Genomic DNA, 18,119 nt, shown 5'->3' with positions numbered 1-18,119 from the left:
ATTACCCAGAATAATATTAACTAGGACTAAAGCACTGACTACAAACTTACATTTATTTTCATTCACCTGCGGAGAATGCACGAGTTAACAGATATCTATTTCTATAATAATATTAGAATTAAATAATTAAGTTTGTCAAGTGTGTTTATATTTTGTTTATTTTCGTTCTCCTAAGGAGCGAATTGATTCTGCTATAAAGGCAACAATTGCCGATAGAAAAATCAGCAAAACACTGAGAGCATTAATATCAGGTTTAACACCACTTCTAATCCGACTAAAAATTTCCATTGGCAGGGTGTTGTAACCGCTACCTGAGGTAAAACTAGCAATGAGAAAATCATCTAGACTGAGGACAAATGCTAACAAACAGCCAGCAACAATTCCTGGCATTAATTGAGGTAGTAATACTTGGAGAAATGCTTGTATTGGTGTAGCGCCTAAATCAAGTGCTGCTTCTTCTAAGTGGGGGTCTAAATTTGTCAATCGAGACGAAACTACTAAAGCAATATAAGCAATACAAAACACCACATGAGCAGCTACAATCGTCCATAAGCTGAGGGGGATGGCGAAGGTAGCGAGAAAGACGAGAGTGGCAACAGCGATCGCAATATCGGGAATAATTAATGGTAGGTAAGCAACACCACGATACAAATTCTTGCCAGGAAACTGATAACGCGCCAAACCCACAGCCATTAAGGTTCCCAACACGGCGGCAATGCTAACGGCACAGCAGGCAACCAGTAAACTATTTTTCAAAGCTGATAAGATGCGATCGTCACCTAATAGCTGGTAATACCAATCCAGGGTGAAGCCTTGCCAAGTTGCACTGTAAGGTGATTTGTTGAAGCTATAAAATCCCAGTACCAGAATAGGTAGGTACATGAATATAAATATGAGTACGGAGAAAACCGCCTGCCATGAGGAAAACTTGAAACTCTTTTTTGACAACATTTTTAGCTCCTAATATCACTTTAATGCTCAAATAATTCTCAAAATCACTAATTTCAATGTTTGTTATCCTATTTTGAGTATTATTTTGTACACGCTTTCGATGCTCGTTTAATGCTCAATTTTATTATCTCTTACCCTGCTTACACAAAAAAGAAAGGGAGTGTAACAACTCCCTAACGCTTCACCAGCTTTAAAACCTCAGTTACATCATCACTGACAACTCTATAACCTTGCTAAATTATTCTTGATATTGCATTGGCTAAATAATCTGTCTTGTTGAAATTCATCAGAGGGAGACATATCAAAACATTCAAATGGTATTGTTGTGACATATCTAATAGAGTCATCAATCAGATCTATAAACATGAGAGCCGTGTAGATTCTCTACATAAAACTTTAATTGCTCTGAGTTGTCATGCACATAAAAGCAATACTCGCTACCTTCACGTATTACCGCAACATATTTACCTTGGTCAGTGATTTCGTAAACTTCTACCTTGTCGCATTGAATTTCCATTCCCTCAAGCTGCTGCCATTGTGCATTGGCTACCGTGTACACACAAGTACTATCTGCAAGGGTTTCAAGCCGTAAAGACCCTTTTAACTGTCATTACGAGCGGAGCGAAGTAATCGCATCATCCTGTAGTTTTTGTGATTGCTTCGTCGTTCCTCCTCGCAATGACAGGCTTCCAGAGCGATCGCACAGCCTAGAGCTAGACGACGAAACCAAGCGTTAGGCGTTATTTCAAGACTTGTGTGTACACCGTAGCGCTCGGCTGTTGGTTTAAGTATGTATAAAGTGATGAGGTCTTTCCCACTAGACGACGGTCAATGCGCGCTCTGACCAATACATGATTGTCTCGATTCGCTACTGTCGCAAATTCCTCATATATATCGCTTTCGCGGTCGCCGATGTGAGTCACGATTTTGGCATTACCAATAGTTAAACATTTTTGCGTTTCTTCGGCAGAGCGTAGCCACTTATATGATTCTTTCTTTTCTATTGGTAATAGCTGATAGTTTCGTTCATGCTTATCTTGATGGTTGATATCTCTAGTCCACAGTTTTACTGCGCTTATCCCCAAGGGAAATCCATTCTCTGCATCTAATACTAGTGTTGGATGAATATAAAATCCTACATCTTTGTTGTTTCCTACTACACCTACACCCAAAGCTTTCAACCTGCCTACATGAGACTGCAAGTTAATTTCGCTCGTATCACTGATGGCTAATATGTGCTTTCCTTCTACATGAGATACACAGTGGTCTGATAGGCTTCGCACTAATTCCCCTACTGTCACATTCTCATTCTCCAAAAACCGATAATATCCCACTTGTTCGGCTCTATTTTTACTTATTTGTCGAATGCTGACTGATTGATGTTTTCCCATTGCTTCGTACAATGCCGCCCCCTTTTAGAGAGTCTTGGGTCTCCAAATGCTTTTCCCTCAACTTCTTGCGCGTGTATTCTGATTGGATTTTCCACCGACTGTTACTCCCCACAACTCCTGCTCTTATTACTTTACTTGGACTTGTGTGTACACCGTAGCCCCGCGTCGGGGAGAGGTTTGGAGAGGGGTTCTTCCAAATTCATTTTCCTCCGCCCAAACTGATAGCAGAGCGTTATTCTCCCACGTAAATCAAAATCTCTTTGGGTGAAGCAACAGCCCAACCCAACCTTATATATTGAGAGCAAGTTGCACAGGACATTAATCACAAATTTAACTCAGTCCTAACTGTTGCTTTAACGCTTCTGGCACATTAATTGCTGTATCCAATCCTCGTACATTCTCCCAGTTTGTCTTTTCATCCCATTTGACATCTCCCCAAAATTCATCACTGAGGTATGCACCACTAAGGTCTGCATTGCTGAGGTATGCACCACTGAGGTATGCGCCACTTAGGTTTGCCTCTGTGAGGTCTGCCTCTGTGAGGTCTGCGCCACTTAGGTCTGCGGCATCTAGATATGCACCTCTGAAGTCTGCCTCTCTGAGAAATGCGCCTCTGAGGGATGTGTCGCCGAGGTCTGCGCCACTGAGGTATGCGTCGCTGAAGTCTGCGCCACTGAGGTCTGCACCACTGAGGTCTGCGCCACTGAGGTATGCGCCACTGAGGTATGCGCCTCTGAGAAATTTGCCAACTATCTTGATAAAGTTGCTTAAATTCAAGCCATCACTATAATTAATGATGCGAAGCAATTGGATTGTGCGCCTATTTTCCTGCGGTTTCCCAGATGGATAAAAGACAATTTCTGCTTTCAGATCATCTCGCTCTTGAGCATAACGGTGTAACTCCAACAGCAGAATCATCACATTCAACCCAGCGTAAACATCTACCTGACGCTGACCTAACCCAGTAATCCCATATCTTTGCAACTGTCGCAACTTCTTCTGGGGTAAAGTCTCCTCAGCCGTGTCAATAAATTTCCCTTGACACCATTTACTATAAAACTTGTCTAACCGCTTAAATAATTCCACCCACCGGAAATCTTGACTCTCGGTTAACAACCCCATCAGGTAGTCTACAATTTCCCTAGTTAACCCACCGTAACCAAGTAAATCATAGACTTCCCAATTCATCACAGCTTCAGAAATAATTGGTTGTCTCCCCTCATCCCCATCGTAATATTGCGTCCAAGCCTTAAGCCGTGCTTTCAGGCGTTCAGCAAAGAGAAACTCACCGAAACTTTTATGGAAGAACTCAACCCCACCCTCTTGTTTTTCCGCCGGACGAATGTAAAACGCAGCCAAAGCTGTTTTCAGTGCCTCATTCCCCAGTTTCTCTTTCGCTTTTTCAATTAAAGCCTTCGCCGCTTCATCTTCTTGTAAACGTGCTTCTAACATAGACATAGAAGCAAATTCACCACCAGACTGCACAACACAAACCGCAGCTTCCATGAGGATGCGTTTTAAATCCTCCGGCTTTTGTTTAGTGAACTCAATATTTAAATCAGTCCCATCTGCGTCAGAACGCTGTTTAGTCAGTACCCAATTTACAGCTTCTTGGTAAATGATAATTTTAGCGGTGCGATTATCACTTGCTTGCTCTAACTTATGAATGTCTAACTTCCAATCTCGATACATTGCCGCTAATAAGTAGAGCAGTAACGGTTCCTGAGCTAATTTCTTAACTTCATCGGGGCATTTATCACTTTGTAAAAACTGCTCAAATGCGATGGTTTTACCTTTATTTATTTGTAAGGCTTCCCACTTATTTAACCATTGCTGTTGGAGTTGTCCATCCATCTCGACAATCTCCACGCGCTCTAAATTGCGGGGTAAATTAGCAATACCTTGTAAAGCCATCGACCTACCAGTAATAATAACTCGATGCCCCATTTCACTATAATCTTTGCATTCTTTCTGAAATCCAGCTACTTGCTTAATAAAGTCGCCCAAGTTGAGGTTATTTCTCGTTTCAATATGTAGTTCATCAAAACCATCAAGAATAAACAGAAATCGAGTATTGGCATTAGTCAACCAGTTAGCATCACCTTGAATAAAACCCAGTTTTAATTCAGCTTTGATAGTATTTTCTAACCGTGATTCAAAAGTATCGATATCTCTCAAGCGAATTAAAATCGGTGTCCAAATTGGGTGTAACTGTCGCCACACTGCATAAGCAAACATTCGGCAGAAAACGCTTTTACCCCTACCTGGGCCTCCTTGGATAAACATTACCTGTTCCAAGTTATCTGGCTTCCACAGAATCGTTTTCGCCCAAGTTTCTAAATTGAAGGAATCTTTTTCTTCATCTATCTTGCCATTTGCATCTACAGGCTTGGCTTTGATAGGTACATAAATATCTTTAAAGGCGAACTTTTCATCAAAAACTAATTCAAAAGGTTTCTGCTCAATATGAGTTTTTAAATAACTATCAATACTCTGGAACCTTTCTTGTTCTCTCTGCCAATCACCCAAGGAAGGCTGAATTAAAGTTTTTATCGCCTCACCCGCTTCTATCCAAGCTTTAATGATGTAGCGGTGAGTGTTCCGAGCCACACGTTGGGTTAAAATTTCCGCTAGTCCTGGGGAAATATTGGCTGCTGCTAATCTAGCTAATAAGACCTGATTGAAGGCTTCAGCTAAAGGTGATTCATGGAAACATCTGATTGCTTTACTCGCAGTATCAGAATTAAATTCAACATCATTAAGCTTTTCTATTTGCTGACTGATGGCTTTAATATCTAGCTTGGCATCCCAATTAAAATTCTGATATATGTTTAAACTTAAAATTTCCTTAGCGCTTTCCAAATAAGCCGCTTGACTAACTATAAAAAAGCAGTCTTCTAAAGATGGGTCTTGCTGATTTATGTCACGGGCAAATTTTAACAAAGCAATGCCAATTGGCACAAATGGCAACCCCGCACCTATCACCTGCGCCATTGGCGAACACAACACATCTAATAAAGAAGATGAGTTTTGCAGGACTGATTGCAAGATTTCTATACTATCACCCTCTTCTTTGAGAGTATTGGCAGCTTCCAACAATGCCTTACCAGTTTCGATGCCTGTACTCAGGCTGTCTGATACTGAAAATGACTGCCTAAATTCTTGCCAAGTTTGCCAGAAGCGCTTGCCCATCCACTCACACCCGTGTAACTACCGTTAATTCGAGCTTAGTGTAGCATTTTGGGGAGTGCAAAGTAGAGAGCGCTGATTCCTGAGTAAGGACTTCCAGAGTTAATTGAAGTAGGAATTACTCACCACATCAAGATTGCTGAATTATCTATTATTAATTACAAATTACTAACCCCCACAGATATTTTCAGTCTTCAAACTAATCTGACATTAGATATCCTTAATTAGAATAACCACTGATAAATTTAGTTACAGTTTCCGACTGTATAACTTTGCCATTTTTGATAATGTCCAGACTGGCACCAGTAACGATATATTCATATTTGCCATTTTGAGCGACATATCCTGTGCCTTCTTCCACATAAGCTGGTAAAGAATAAATCCCTTTACCTGTGTGCTTAGAAATGCCTGTATAAAACAGCTTTTTCCGCCGCTCGCAAAGATGAATAATGAAATTAGGAGTTTCGATTCTGGCTGATAATCTTCCTCCTCCTGCATATTTAGGACAAGTGCGTACACTGGCTATATTTCCGCTATTCACTGCTGAATTTTTATTAGCTGCCAGTTCTGAGGCAATAGCAGAATTAACACTAGCGGTAAATGATAAAGCTGTGCCAAAAGTTGTAGCTAAGATGAATAACAAAGACTTCATTTGTTTTTGGGGATAAATGTTCATGTTCAGTCTATTAATTTGATAAATTTATACTTCACTGGGCGATTTAGCTTGACTCAAAACTGATGCAGGAATCCGATTTGATTTTCATTAAAATTTTTGGTATCTGTAGGGTGAGAAATGCCCACCACATAAGGATTCTGATGGGCATTGCCTACATGGATTGAAAAAATCAAATACTAATCCTATGGAGTAGAATCTATGCTCATATCTACTCATCAGTTATGAGACTTTTCGGATTTTTCTTTGGTGTTTATCTGAGAAACTTAATATCACTGCTGATTAGTTACAGCTATTGTTCCATTTTGCATTTAAGGTCGTGCTGTAGCTCTTGAAACATATCGACCCACGAGGGTGTTCGATTGAACGATTGAAAATATCACGCCACGGATTCCAAATGAGTCCAGTTTTGGCTTCACCACGAACCTTGATATTTGTAGCATCGGCTGGTAAATCGTATCGCTTCTTATTACCTAAAGCCATATTCCCAGTACTAAATGATGCCTTCTGTCCGCCGGATGTGTAGCTGAGGTTATAACGCGCCACATAGCCACCCTGATTGAAAAATGTAATCGAACCCGGTTCTGGTGCAGGTGCAATGGGTGTTGCCGGACTACCTGTTTTAAGTGTGTATGTACCGTCAAGTGTGCGTGACGCACCACCGTTGGCGCTACTCACTTTTTCCACAGTCATTTGTCCATTTTCAAAACGTGCGAGTAGATAGTTGTTCTGAGAGGCAGAGCCGCTATAAATTACGGGTACACTTCCATAAACAGTGGAAAAATTGTTATATGGTTCAGCTTTGCCAATTCTTGTGTGATAGTGACCCGCAAAAACAGCTGACACGTTATATTTTTTCAGGATGTCACTAAAGCGTGCTTTTAGCTGTTCATAAGTTGCCGGCGCATAATTATTTTTCCAGTTATTATCTGAATCATGATAATTGAGGATGATAGCCTTACCTTCATTCCTGGCTTGAGTTAAATCTTTTTCTAGCCAGTCCAAAGAATGCTTAATCTGCACAATCTTGCGTTTAGCTGCGCTAGCATCAAAACCCTCGAACTTTCTTTCGTATATGGGATAGTTGTGCATCTGAACAAAGTGGATATTACCCACATCCCAGGAATAAGCTAGGCTACCGATATATTCAGTACGGAGTTCTGGAAATTTATAGCTGTTACTTTCACGATAATCAAAACTGCGGGGATTGAGTTTTTTAATTGCATCCCGCACATACTCGACCATACCAATAGCGCAGTTGTTTGCATAACAGTCATCAACGTTATTGGCGTAATCATGATTGCCAAGACCAGGATAAACGGGGACGGAAAGCTGTTTCCAGATTTCTTTGTACTTATCCAACTGCCAACTATGTCCAAAGGCGGTGATATCTCCATTCAGGATTGTCCCTCTGACATTACCTACTTGCTGTACCAATGAGTTCACACTATTGACATGATTTTGATTAGCAATAGTTGAACCCGCCTTTTTTTGATCTTCGGTTTCCTCTATTCCTTGATCTGTGTTTGCTGTCCAAGGATATTGGGTATCGGATACTATGATCATTGAGAAATTATCGTTGGCTTGCGCTAAACCATATTGCATCTGTGTACCAAATGGCGCTAGCAAACCAAACATAGCGCAGCTAGTGAGAAATACTGTTTTAATTGCCTTTCTGCGATTAATCTTTTTCATCTTTTATCTCCTGTAGAAAAAACAATAAACCTTGTTTTCTGTGTATTGAAGTCTGGCCTTAGCCTTTGAACCTCTTGCTGAGTTACACGTTGAGGTTTTAGTTTTTATGCAGGAGTTGGAAAGGAGGAATATTAATGGTTAACCTGAGTCTCCAATAAAAAACCCGCCTGAGCGGGATGAACACAACAAAACTATGAACAATGAGTCCTGAAATTTAGGCAAATTGTCTTAATTCAGCTTCTAGTTGCCGAATTAGTCTTTCATCACCTTTGGCTCTAGCTACGTCTAGACGGTGCTGTATGTTTCTTTGAATATTTTGTCTGTGTACTTCCTTGGCAGTGCTATTCGCCTTAAATCTAGTTTGGCTCATAGGATTAACCTCTTAATTTTTCTGCTTTATGTCTGTTCTTCCTAACATAGCATAAGTTTCGTAGTGTATGTTACAGAAAAAATTAATTTAATATAGATATTTTTATAGGCTATGCCGAAAAATTGGTCTAATCAGCCTCTGTTGACTTTACTGAGTGATTTTGGCGATCGCGATGTGTATGTATCTGTAATGAAAGGAGTAATTGCCCAAATCAACCCTAAATTGCAGGTGGTGGATTTAACCCATCAAATACCACCGCAAAATATTGCTGCTGCTAGGTTTTGTTTGATGAATGCTTGTCCCTACTTCCCAGAGGGGACTGTACACATAGCAGTGGTAGATCCGGGGGTGGGTAGTAGAAGACGAGCGATCGCAGTAGAATTTGCAGATGGGTTTCTAGTCGGGCCAGATAATGGCATATTTAGCGGTGTACTATCTCAAAGTCCAGCTATGGCAGTTGTGGAGCTAACTAATTCCCAGTATTGGCGTACTCCTGAACCTAGCAAAACTTTTCATGGTAGAGATATTTTTGCCCCAGTCGGCGCTCATCTAGCTAGTGGTGTATCTCTTCAACATCTGGGGCAAGAAATTGAACCAGCCAGTTTGGTACAGATGAATATGAAAAACTGTACTCAGACAGCAACCGGCTGGTCTGGTAGTATTCAATATATAGATTACTTTGGTAATTTAGTTAGTAATATTCCTGGTGATTGCATACAAGGCAAAAAATGGTGTGTGCAAGTTAGTGGCTTGATGATTCCGGGGTGTGATACCTATAGTAATGTGAAACTGGGAGAGGCTACAGCTTTAATTGGCAGTCATGGCTGGGTAGAAATTGCCATCAATAGCGGTGATGCACATTCACAGTTACAAATTAACTTGCAAGATCCTCTAGAAGTCATTAGTTATTAGACTAGTGAATAAAGGCAAGGTGAGAACCGTTGACTGTTGACTAATGAATATGGACTAATGACTAATGACTACATCAACAATATCTGCACCGGAAGTTTATCAAGGCCAGTTTGGGGAGTTTACGATTAATCAGAGAGATCGCAATGGTGTGATTATTTACCGTTCTGGTTTAATGGTAGCCGCCTTGAGCTTTGCCATTGGCACTGCTTTAGTATTATTTACCAATAATCCTATTGCTATCCAAGCACTAACGCCCTTATACACTTGCTTCAGCCTGGCGCTGGGAGTAAGTTTATTGACGATTCATATTTATCTTGCACCGTTGCACAGACTCTTACAGGTCTTTTGGATAATTGGTAGCATTGCTGCGTTTATCTTCGGACATTCCGACAGTCAACCTTTTGCTGTGACTGTATACAATCAACCTTTGACCATATTGGGAATTGGTTTTACCTTCGCAGCCTTAACAGGGATTTATTTCAAAGAAGCGTTTTGTTTTTATCGTTTAGAAACCAAAGTCCTAACTTTCCTCGTACCCACACTTTTATTAGGACATTTGGTAGGAGTTTTACCAACTCAATGGGAACAAATTTTATTAGGAACTTGGGCAATTTTATTCTTAATATTTGCTGTGCGTAAGGTCATACAAGCCATTCCTCCCGATATTGGTGATAAATCCGTATTTGCCTATCTAAAAGATAAAAACTCAGTCAAAGTTTAGGAGACAGAATAAGAAGCAGGGGAGGCAGAGGAGGCAGGGGAGAACTTTTCCCAGTCCCTAACCCCCAATCCCCAGTCCCCAATCCCCAGTCCCCAATCCCCAATCCCCAATCCCTAGTCCCTAATCCCCAGTCCCCAATCCCCAATCCCCAACCCCCAATCCCCAACCCCCAATCCCCGATACCCAACCCCCAAATTTGGGAATACTCAACCCAGTGGGTGTGAGGATGGGAATGTGGGTGAAGAACGAGCCTATTGGTTAGCTTGGGCGCAAATTTCCGGGGTTGGGCCTGTTTTGCTGCGACGATTACAGCAGCATTTCGGTACATTAGCAGTAGCTTGGAATGCTCCTCAGGCGCAGTTAGGGGAAGTTGAGGGCTTTGGTTTACAGACTTTAGAAAAAGTGGTAAAACAGCGATCGCGTCTTCACCCACAACAATTACTCATCCAGCATGAGCAAGACAACCCAAATTTCTGGACACCAGCCGATACCAACTACCCCCGTTTGTTGTTAGAAACTCCCAGCCCACCACCCATGTTGTACTATCAGGGTGAGGTAGATTTACAAGAAAATTGGGGAAATAAACCCTTAGTGGGAATTGTTGGGACACGTCAACCGTCAGAGTATGGCATACGCTGGACTCGGCAAATTAGCACTGCTTTAGCTAAAAATGGCTTCACTGTGGTTTCTGGTATGGCGGAAGGAATCGATACGGTAAGCCACAATGCAACTATAAAAGCTGGTGGACGAACTATTGCTGTTTTAGGTACAGGTGTAGATGTTGTCTATCCCCATAAAAATCGGGATTTGTACCAGCAGATTTTGACCAATGGATTGGTTGTGAGTGAATATCCTGCCAAAACCCCACCCGATCGCACTCACTTCCCTCGTCGTAATAGAATTATTGCGGGGTTGAGTCGCGCGATTTTGGTAATGGAAGCACCAATCAAGTCTGGTGCATTAATTACGGCTACCTACGCCAATGATTTCGGTAGAGATGTTTATGCACTCCCCGGAAGAGTAGATGATCATCCATCCCAAGGTTGTTTAAAATTACTCAGCCAAGGGGCTTCTTTAATTATCAGAGAAATCGATGAACTTTTAAAAATGCTGGGAGCAATACCACACTTGGATGTGGTGGATAAATCATCAGTACCAGAGCAGTTGAGTTTACCTACTTTATCACCAGAACTGCAACGGGTACTTGATACTATTAGTTTTGATGCTTTACCCTTCGATTTGATTATTCAGCAAACAGGTATGAATGCTGGTTCGGTTTCCAGTGCTTTATTACAGTTAGAATTGATGGGTATAGTTTCGCAACTCCCAGGGATGAGATATCAAAAATGTTAGAGTTTTGGGCGTTGCTTAGACCGGATTCACTATTAAAACAAACCGGCGGACTCGTATAAACGTTTTACCATAGCTGTGATTTTTGACCCATAATCTAAATCGGCTGACCAACGTCCTGAAAGTTCATCAATTTTTGTCGCCACGCCACGGGTGACAAAGCGAAATCTGGGATCTACTACTTCATTGACTAGGGGTTCTAAACTGGCGTAGGCTTTGAGGTGCTGGATGTGCGCCCTGACACCGATCCTGGCACTGGGAAAAGCTGCTGCTTCTGTACCGCCACCAATGGAACCTAAACCGGCAAAGTTATTTTGTTCTGCTTTAATATCCCCACCAAAGCGCAAAAATCCTGTTTCTACGCACATTTGACAGAAAGCAATGTCATAATTTACGCCCTCGGCGCTGGCTTCTTCTCGATAGAGTTTAGGTAAGTCAGGAAATTGGGCTAAGGCATTTTCGTTATTGTTTCTCAAGAATAGTTGCATTTGCACTTCTGAGGTAGTTCCATTGGACATGATTCTGTCAATTTGACCAGGACACACTACCAAATTGGAACGTAAGATGACGGTGCGTGTTGCTGCATCCCAGCTAACGGCTACATTAAAATCTCGCAGTTCCACCGCTTTGACATAGACAATTCGCCGATAGGTAATGCGATTGACATTCGGTGCTTTTGATAAATCAATCCGCAGGCGATCGACTAAATCAATGGGAATGTAAGCGTTACCATTAACTAAGATGCCTTGCTCTGCATAATTCTGCCCGTTAATATTAATATTGATGGGTGGGTAATTCGGGTCTGCGGGAGTTCCTGGGTTAGGGTCAATTACTCGACTCCATGAAGCCAAACCATCAGCAATACCCAAAGCGAAATCGCGCCGACGATTTTGCAGCAAAGCCCGATCCTCAGGACTGCTGAGAAAAGCCACCTGCATGAGTAAAGAAGCGATCGCAATCTGCCGACAAAAGGCTAATCTACCCAAACCACTGTCTGTATCTGGTTTAACACCCCGATTTGGTAACTGGGGTACACGGCGTAACAATCCAACTAACAGCAATTCCCCGTTGCTTTTACGCTCATTATTACTGGCAATATAAAACACACTAGCACCCCGCACAGCCGGACTACTCGCCGAATCAGCATGGACTTCTAGGGATACATCACCTCGACGACCACGAGCATTGATCCAGGCGATAGTATCAGCCGCACTCAAATCATCGGGAACAGACAAAACTTCAAAACTCCGCGATCGCAATTCTGTCACAATTAAATCTCGTAACAGAATCATCTCTCTAGCTTCCGTCGTTCCCCCCGCGATTGAGCCTGGATCTACTCCTCCCGCTTCTCTGCCTCCGTGGGCTGCCGAAATAAAAATACGCCCCATCTCCCGTATTTCCTCTGATAAAATTAAGCGTAAGCAATTCTATACAATATTTTTGGCTTGGCAACAATCATTATATGGGGAGTGGGAATAGATATACTGACCACTGAACACTGACAACTGTACAGACGCGATTAATCGCGTCTCTGACAACTGACAAGTAACAAAAATGCAAATTCCGCGCCTCCATCCAGATACGATTGATGAAGTGAAACATCGGGCTGATATTGTCGATGTGGTATCGGAATATGTGGTTTTACGCAAGCGGGGTAAAGATTTTGTCGGCTTGTGTCCTTTCCATGATGAAAAATCTCCTAGTTTTACTGTCAGCCAAACTAAGCAAATGTATTATTGCTTCGGTTGTCAGGCTGGGGGAAATTCGATTAAGTTTTTGATGGAATTGGGCAAGCGATCGTTTGCGGATGTGGTGTTAGATTTAGCTAGGCGCTACCAAGTCCCAGTCCAAACCCTGGAACCAGAGCAAAGGCAAGAATTACAGCGTCAGATATCGTTGCGGGAACAGTTGTATGAGGTGCTGGCTTCGGCGGCTAGTTTTTATCAACACGCCCTCAGACAATCACAAGGACAAAGGGCGATGCAGTATTTACTAAGCGATCGCCAATTTAATGAAGTAACAATCCAACAGTTCGGCTTGGGTTATGCGCCCGCAGGTTGGGAAACTCTCCATCGTTATTTGGTGGAAGATAAACATTATCCAGTGCATCTGGTAGAAAAAGCAGGTTTGATTAAACCGCGTAAGGAAGGCGCTGGATATTATGATGTGTTCCGCGATCGCCTCATGATTCCCATCCGCGATATCCAAGGACGGGTAATTGGCTTTGGTGGACGAACTTTAACGGATGAACAACCGAAGTATTTAAATTCACCAGAAACCGAACTATTTAATAAAGGTAAAACCCTCTTCGCCCTCGACCAAGCCAAAGCGGGGATTTCCCAGTTTGATCAAGCCGTGGTGGTGGAAGGTTATTTTGATGCGATCGCTCTCCACGCAGCCGGAATTAATCATGCTGTGGCTTCTTTAGGTACTGCCCTGAGTTTAGAACAAGTCCGGCTAATATTACGCTACACCGACTCAAAACAGTTGGTACTCAACTTTGATGCAGATAAAGCCGGAACCAACGCCGCCGAAAGGGCGATCGGGGAAATTGCCGATTTAGCTTACAAAGGCGAAGTGCAACTGAAAATTCTCAATATCCCCGATGGCAAAGATGCTGATGAATATCTGCGTAGCCATACACCAGCAGATTACGGGCAATTATTAGCAAATGCGCCCTTATGGTTGAACTGGCAGATTCAGCAGATTATCAAAGACCGCGATTTAAAACAAGCGACTGATTTTCAGCAAGTTACACAGCAATTTGTCAAACTACTCAAAAATATAGTTAATAGTGATACCCGTAACTATTATGTTTCTTACTGCGCGGAAATCCTCAGCTTAGGAGACACCAGACTCATCCCCCTGCGAGTGGAAAATCTCCTCACGCAAATCACCCCAACTACCGCCGGCTATAACAAACCCCTGTCAACCAGGACGAATAGAAGCCTTTCCCTAGTCCCCAACCCTACTTCTTCACTCAATGGCGATCGCAGCCTGCTAGAACTAGCTGAGGCGCTACTACTGCGGATTTACCTCCATTGTCCCGAACAGCGTCGAGTGATTATGGAAGAACTAGAAGCCAGAAATTTAGAGTTTAGCCTATCCCACCATAGATTTTTGTGGCAACAGATTTTAGAATGCACAGGTGAACAGGTTGATTTAGTTTCCCGATTGCAAGATATATATTTAGAAATAGCTGAAGAACTTGGGGTAATTTCTCATCTGTTTCATCTCAATGAGAAAACCAAGAAAGAGATCATGCGGACTACCCAAGTTGTACAAGCAGCGATCGCCTGTATGGAACGAGTGTTAACAGAAAAGCGTTATCGTCACTTTCTGGAACTGTGGCAAGAAACTGATCCTGAAACTGAACCAGAAAAATGGCAATCATATTATCAGGCATTCTACACCGAAAAAATCAAGCTACAAGAACTAGACCGACAACGCCAATTTTCCCTAACAGAATTACTATAAATAGATCCCCTACAAAAAAACAGGTATTATACCAATTCGCTGTCTTCCTGCGGAGAACTCGCAGAGTAGGCTAACACCAACGCAATTCGCAATTAAGAAAATCTGTTACTCTCTGGGTTTCAAGCTTTACATCTGTTGCTTAATTTTGGAGAATTGGTATTACCCCTGTACCCCTACACTCCGGAACTAAAGTCATAGGCTTCATCGTCTTTCATATCTGAATGTTATAGATTAGGAGATAAGCACACCGCCTCAACAATTGACCAACAAATCAGGATAGTTGTAATGAAGAGCAAGAATCAATTTTTTGTATCCTTACTTTTGAAAAGCACTTTAGTCTTTTCTTCTTTTCTGATGTTTGCTGATATTAGCCGTGGACAAGCTACAGTATCCATCTCTCAACAAAAAATACTCGCTCAAGCATTAACAAATCAGGAAAGAGAAGAGTTAACAAGATTGCGTGCAGAAAAAGGTGAACGCGCACAAATCCAAGCTGATTTTGAGCAAGCCTTTAGCCGTACAACCGTCCTGCTCAATATCTGGTTAGTCATCCTCAGTTTATTTCCTGTCGCCATCATTGCTCTATTTTGGTTGTTACGGCGAGTAGCCATTCGAGAAATTGTCAATAGAGCAATGTCCCAATTTGAGGGAATAGAGAAACTAGAAACTCAGTTAATCATCGTTAAACAAGATGCTGAAAATCTCATTCAAGATGCAAAAAGTATCAATCGTCTTTTAGAAAGAGAAATTGAATCATTACAGCAAAAAATCAAAATTGAGCAAGAAAATTTGTCTGTTGTAACATCCGAGTTACTGCAAGCAAAAACAGATAATTTAGCGCAAATAACAACAGAGATTGCTAATTTTCAAAGTAAGCTAGAGAGTTTAGTCGGGGAATTTGCTCATAGATTAACTCAATCTGACTCAGATACTAAAAAGCAAAGAGATATAACTTTAGAAAATATTATTAAGATAGAGTCGCTACTTGAGGTTCAACTCACAGAACTACAAAAAGAAGCTGAAAGACACCAAAAGGCGGTTTTAGGAAATATAGATACTGCTGGGGTTGATTTTAATAATTATCTGATAAATTTACAGGCAGAAGCTCAGAAAAATAAAAATAGTGTTTTTGAGGATTTTTCTCACTTTCAAGCAGAATTGCAGGGAGATTTACAACAACAGAAAGATATTCAGCTAGGAAATATTCAAGAAGTCGCCAATATTTTTAATAACCAGGTCTCGGAACTGCAATTAGAAGCTCAAAAGCAAAAAGATTCACTGGATAATAACTTAAACAAATTGCATACAGATGCACAAATACGTAAAGATAAGATTATTCACCGTTTAGAAGAACTGAAAGATTTATTCCAGGCTCAAGTTGCTGAATTACAGATACAGACTCAGCAAGAGTTAGCATCATATCTATCTGAACTAAAAATAGATACTGGAAATAGCAAAGAGAAAATCATTGAGGAATTAGAAAAATCTGGGTCAGAGTTTGTTTCCCAATTCTCGGAATTACAGCATAATGCTCAACAACAAAAGTTACTGATTTTACAAAAGCTAGAGAAATTAGAAACAGATTTTGTCAACCAACTCTCAGAGCTACAATTAGATGCTCAAAGACGTAAGGATGTAATTCTGCAAGAGTTGGCAGAAAATCAACCCCCTGTGGTTGTGGAAGCACAACCTATACATAAAGATCAATTAGAAGTTTTAGTAAATGAAAATGAACAGCCTCAATTAAGCTTTGATGAATGTATTGAACAGGGAGATAGTCTATTTTCTCAAAAGAGTTACGAAGAAGCGATCACCTGTTACGAACAAGCTGTTAAAATCCAACAAGATAATGCTGTAGCTTGGTTTAAGCATGGCTTAACTTTGGCAAGGTTAAAACGCTTCAAAGATGCGATAAAGTCTTATCATCAGGCTATTAAGATTAAACCAGACTATCATCAAGCTTGGTGTGATCTTGGTGTAGCTTTCGGCAATATCCGCCGACATCAAGAAGCATTTGCCGCCTTTGATAAAGCTACGCAAGTTAAACCCGATGATGCAGTTGTATGGTTAAATCGTGGCTTGGCTTTGATAGAATTAGAAGAATATGAAGAAGCGATCGCCTCTTTTGATCAAGCCTTAGAATTACAACCGAACTCTCCAAAAATTTGGGACAAACGCGGTTACTCTCTAGTTAGATTAGGTCGTGATGATGAAGCAATCACCTCTTTTAATCAAGCTTTAGAAATTAAACCAGAATATGCCAGTGCTTATTATAATAAAGCCGCCTGTTATGCAATGCAAGGAGATGTTAACTCATCTCTAGAAAATCTGCAACAAGCTATCATTCTCAATCCCAAATATAAAGAAGATGCTGCCACTGATATAGATTTTGATGAGATTGCAGGTGACGAAAAATTTAAACAATTAATTGCAACTATAGGAATCAGATTTGATTTCTGAAAAATTCTCAGTATCTGTAGGGTGGGCAATGCCCAACGCCACTTGCTCCAAGCCGGGAAACCCTTTCAGCAGTTACTCCACTTGGGGAAACCCCAAGACCGTACTGCTTTACCAACGCAGTGGCTCCCCTACGTGTATTTCAAAAATCAAGTATGAGTCCTATAGATAGAAATTACTCAAGAAAGTGCAAGCAATATGTTACAGACGTTCATATAAACTCTGAACAATGTAACTAAAAGGGTAATACGTAAAGCAAATAGCAAGTTTTTATTATTTGACACAATGCTTTTGATGAAATGAAAGTTCATTTATTTAATTCTTATAAGTGTCTATGAGAGGAAATTTATAGCGGGGATAAACTTAGCTAAAATATCAAAAAACTAGGTTTTTAGGATGGATGTTAACATGATGAATATACGCTGTGAAACTGACGCAGATTATTTAGCTATTTCCGAAGTAAACAACTTATCTTTTGGTCAAGAGAATGAAACACAATTAATTGATGAAATTCGTATTTCCGAGTTTTATATTCCAGAATTATCATTAATTTACGAAATTAATCATATCGTGGTCTGGCATATTCTTTTTAGCTATATTGAGTTAGTAGGAGAAGAGAACCTACAAGTGCTGGGGTTAGCACCTATGGCTGTTCATCCTGAATTTCAAAGAAAAGGAATTGGCAGCGCTCTAGTCAAAACAGGTTTAGAAAAAGCAGATGCAAGAGGAGAAAGTTTAGTTATTGTATTAGGGTATCCTCAGTTTTATTCTCGTTTTGGTTTTATCCCTTCTGTTAACTGTAAAATTGAGAGTCCTTTTCCAGTACCAGACGATGTATTTATGGTCAAAACACTACAAAGTTATCAAGAAAAATATCAAGGAAAAGTTATTTATCCGCCGGCTTTTTCCAAAGTTTAAGTAATTAGGTGGGTA

14 protein-coding genes are annotated in these 18,119 nt (G+C 41.0%); 6 read left to right on the top strand and 8 right to left on the bottom strand.

Annotation, left to right across the window (positions count from 1 at the left end):
• Positions 1 to 156: 156 nt before the first annotated feature.
• From ACN222_RS06625 to ACN222_RS06595, 7 genes are all read right to left on the bottom strand, one after another.
• Complete coding sequence (locus tag ACN222_RS06625) at positions 157 to 882, bottom strand: ABC transporter permease (RefSeq protein WP_044520891.1); 726 nt, start codon at positions 880 to 882, stop codon at positions 157 to 159.
• 415 nt (positions 883 to 1,297) lie between these two features.
• Positions 1,298 to 1,510 (bottom strand): hypothetical protein, encoded by a 213-nt coding sequence (locus ACN222_RS06620; RefSeq protein WP_010995505.1) that lies wholly within the window; start codon positions 1,508 to 1,510, stop codon positions 1,298 to 1,300.
• A 181-nt stretch (positions 1,511 to 1,691) separates the two neighbouring features.
• Positions 1,692 to 2,342: an IS4 family transposase gene (locus ACN222_RS06615; RefSeq protein ID WP_010995504.1), complete on the bottom strand. Its 651-nt coding sequence runs from the start codon at positions 2,340 to 2,342 to the stop codon at positions 1,692 to 1,694.
• A 330-nt stretch (positions 2,343 to 2,672) separates the two neighbouring features.
• Positions 2,673 to 5,534, bottom strand: coding sequence for an NACHT domain-containing protein (locus ACN222_RS06610; protein WP_010995503.1), 2,862 nt, complete (start codon positions 5,532 to 5,534; stop codon positions 2,673 to 2,675).
• 217 nt (positions 5,535 to 5,751) lie between these two features.
• The gene (locus ACN222_RS06605) at positions 5,752 to 6,207 is read right to left on the bottom strand and encodes a hypothetical protein (RefSeq protein ID WP_010995502.1); all 456 of its coding nucleotides are present in this window, start codon (positions 6,205 to 6,207) and stop codon (positions 5,752 to 5,754) included.
• Positions 6,208 to 6,486: 279 nt separating this feature from the next.
• Positions 6,487 to 7,899 (bottom strand): metallophosphoesterase, encoded by a 1,413-nt coding sequence (locus tag ACN222_RS06600; RefSeq protein WP_010995501.1) that lies wholly within the window; start codon positions 7,897 to 7,899, stop codon positions 6,487 to 6,489.
• A gap of 214 nt (positions 7,900 to 8,113) precedes the next feature.
• The gene (locus tag ACN222_RS06595; protein ID WP_010995500.1) at positions 8,114 to 8,269 is read right to left on the bottom strand and encodes a hypothetical protein; all 156 of its coding nucleotides are present in this window, start codon (positions 8,267 to 8,269) and stop codon (positions 8,114 to 8,116) included.
• A 111-nt stretch (positions 8,270 to 8,380) separates the two neighbouring features.
• Here ACN222_RS06595 and ACN222_RS06590 point away from each other — a divergent pair, with 111 nt between their 5' ends.
• From ACN222_RS06590 to dprA, 3 genes are all read left to right on the top strand, one after another.
• A complete protein-coding gene (locus ACN222_RS06590) occupies positions 8,381 to 9,181 on the top strand; it encodes an SAM hydrolase/SAM-dependent halogenase family protein (protein ID WP_010995499.1) in 801 nt (266 codons plus the stop codon).
• Positions 9,182 to 9,245: 64 nt separating this feature from the next.
• Positions 9,246 to 9,902: a DUF2301 domain-containing membrane protein gene (locus tag ACN222_RS06585; RefSeq protein WP_010995498.1), complete on the top strand. Its 657-nt coding sequence runs from the start codon at positions 9,246 to 9,248 to the stop codon at positions 9,900 to 9,902.
• A gap of 234 nt (positions 9,903 to 10,136) precedes the next feature.
• Positions 10,137 to 11,255 carry a DNA-processing protein DprA gene (gene dprA, locus ACN222_RS06580; RefSeq protein WP_010995497.1) on the top strand — a complete coding sequence of 373 codons (1,119 nt, stop codon included), beginning with the start codon at positions 10,137 to 10,139 and terminating at the stop codon, positions 11,253 to 11,255.
• Positions 11,256 to 11,287: 32 nt separating this feature from the next.
• On the opposite strand, the gene ACN222_RS06575 is transcribed toward dprA, so the two are convergent.
• Positions 11,288 to 12,640 (bottom strand): N-acetylmuramoyl-L-alanine amidase, encoded by a 1,353-nt coding sequence (locus ACN222_RS06575; protein WP_010995496.1) that lies wholly within the window; start codon positions 12,638 to 12,640, stop codon positions 11,288 to 11,290.
• Between the two features lie 166 nt (positions 12,641 to 12,806).
• Between ACN222_RS06575 and dnaG the strand changes: the two genes are divergently transcribed.
• The 3 genes from dnaG (at position 12,807) to ACN222_RS06560 (ending at position 18,104) form a co-directional block, all read left to right on the top strand.
• The gene (dnaG, locus tag ACN222_RS06570; RefSeq protein ID WP_010995495.1) at positions 12,807 to 14,729 is read left to right on the top strand and encodes a DNA primase; all 1,923 of its coding nucleotides are present in this window, start codon (positions 12,807 to 12,809) and stop codon (positions 14,727 to 14,729) included.
• Between the two features lie 285 nt (positions 14,730 to 15,014).
• Positions 15,015 to 17,189 (top strand): tetratricopeptide repeat protein, encoded by a 2,175-nt coding sequence (locus ACN222_RS06565; RefSeq protein ID WP_010995494.1) that lies wholly within the window; start codon positions 15,015 to 15,017, stop codon positions 17,187 to 17,189.
• A 393-nt stretch (positions 17,190 to 17,582) separates the two neighbouring features.
• Positions 17,583 to 18,104 carry a GNAT family N-acetyltransferase gene (locus ACN222_RS06560; RefSeq protein WP_010995493.1) on the top strand — a complete coding sequence of 174 codons (522 nt, stop codon included), beginning with the start codon at positions 17,583 to 17,585 and terminating at the stop codon, positions 18,102 to 18,104.
• Positions 18,105 to 18,119: the final 15 nt, after the last annotated feature.

This window comes from Anabaena sp. FACHB-595, from assembly GCF_048568275.1.
Classification (GTDB): Bacteria; Cyanobacteriota; Cyanobacteriia; order Cyanobacteriales; family Nostocaceae; genus Trichormus.
The sequence above is the reverse complement of the archived record's forward strand: the minus strand, read 5'-3'. Positions and strand labels throughout refer to the sequence as shown.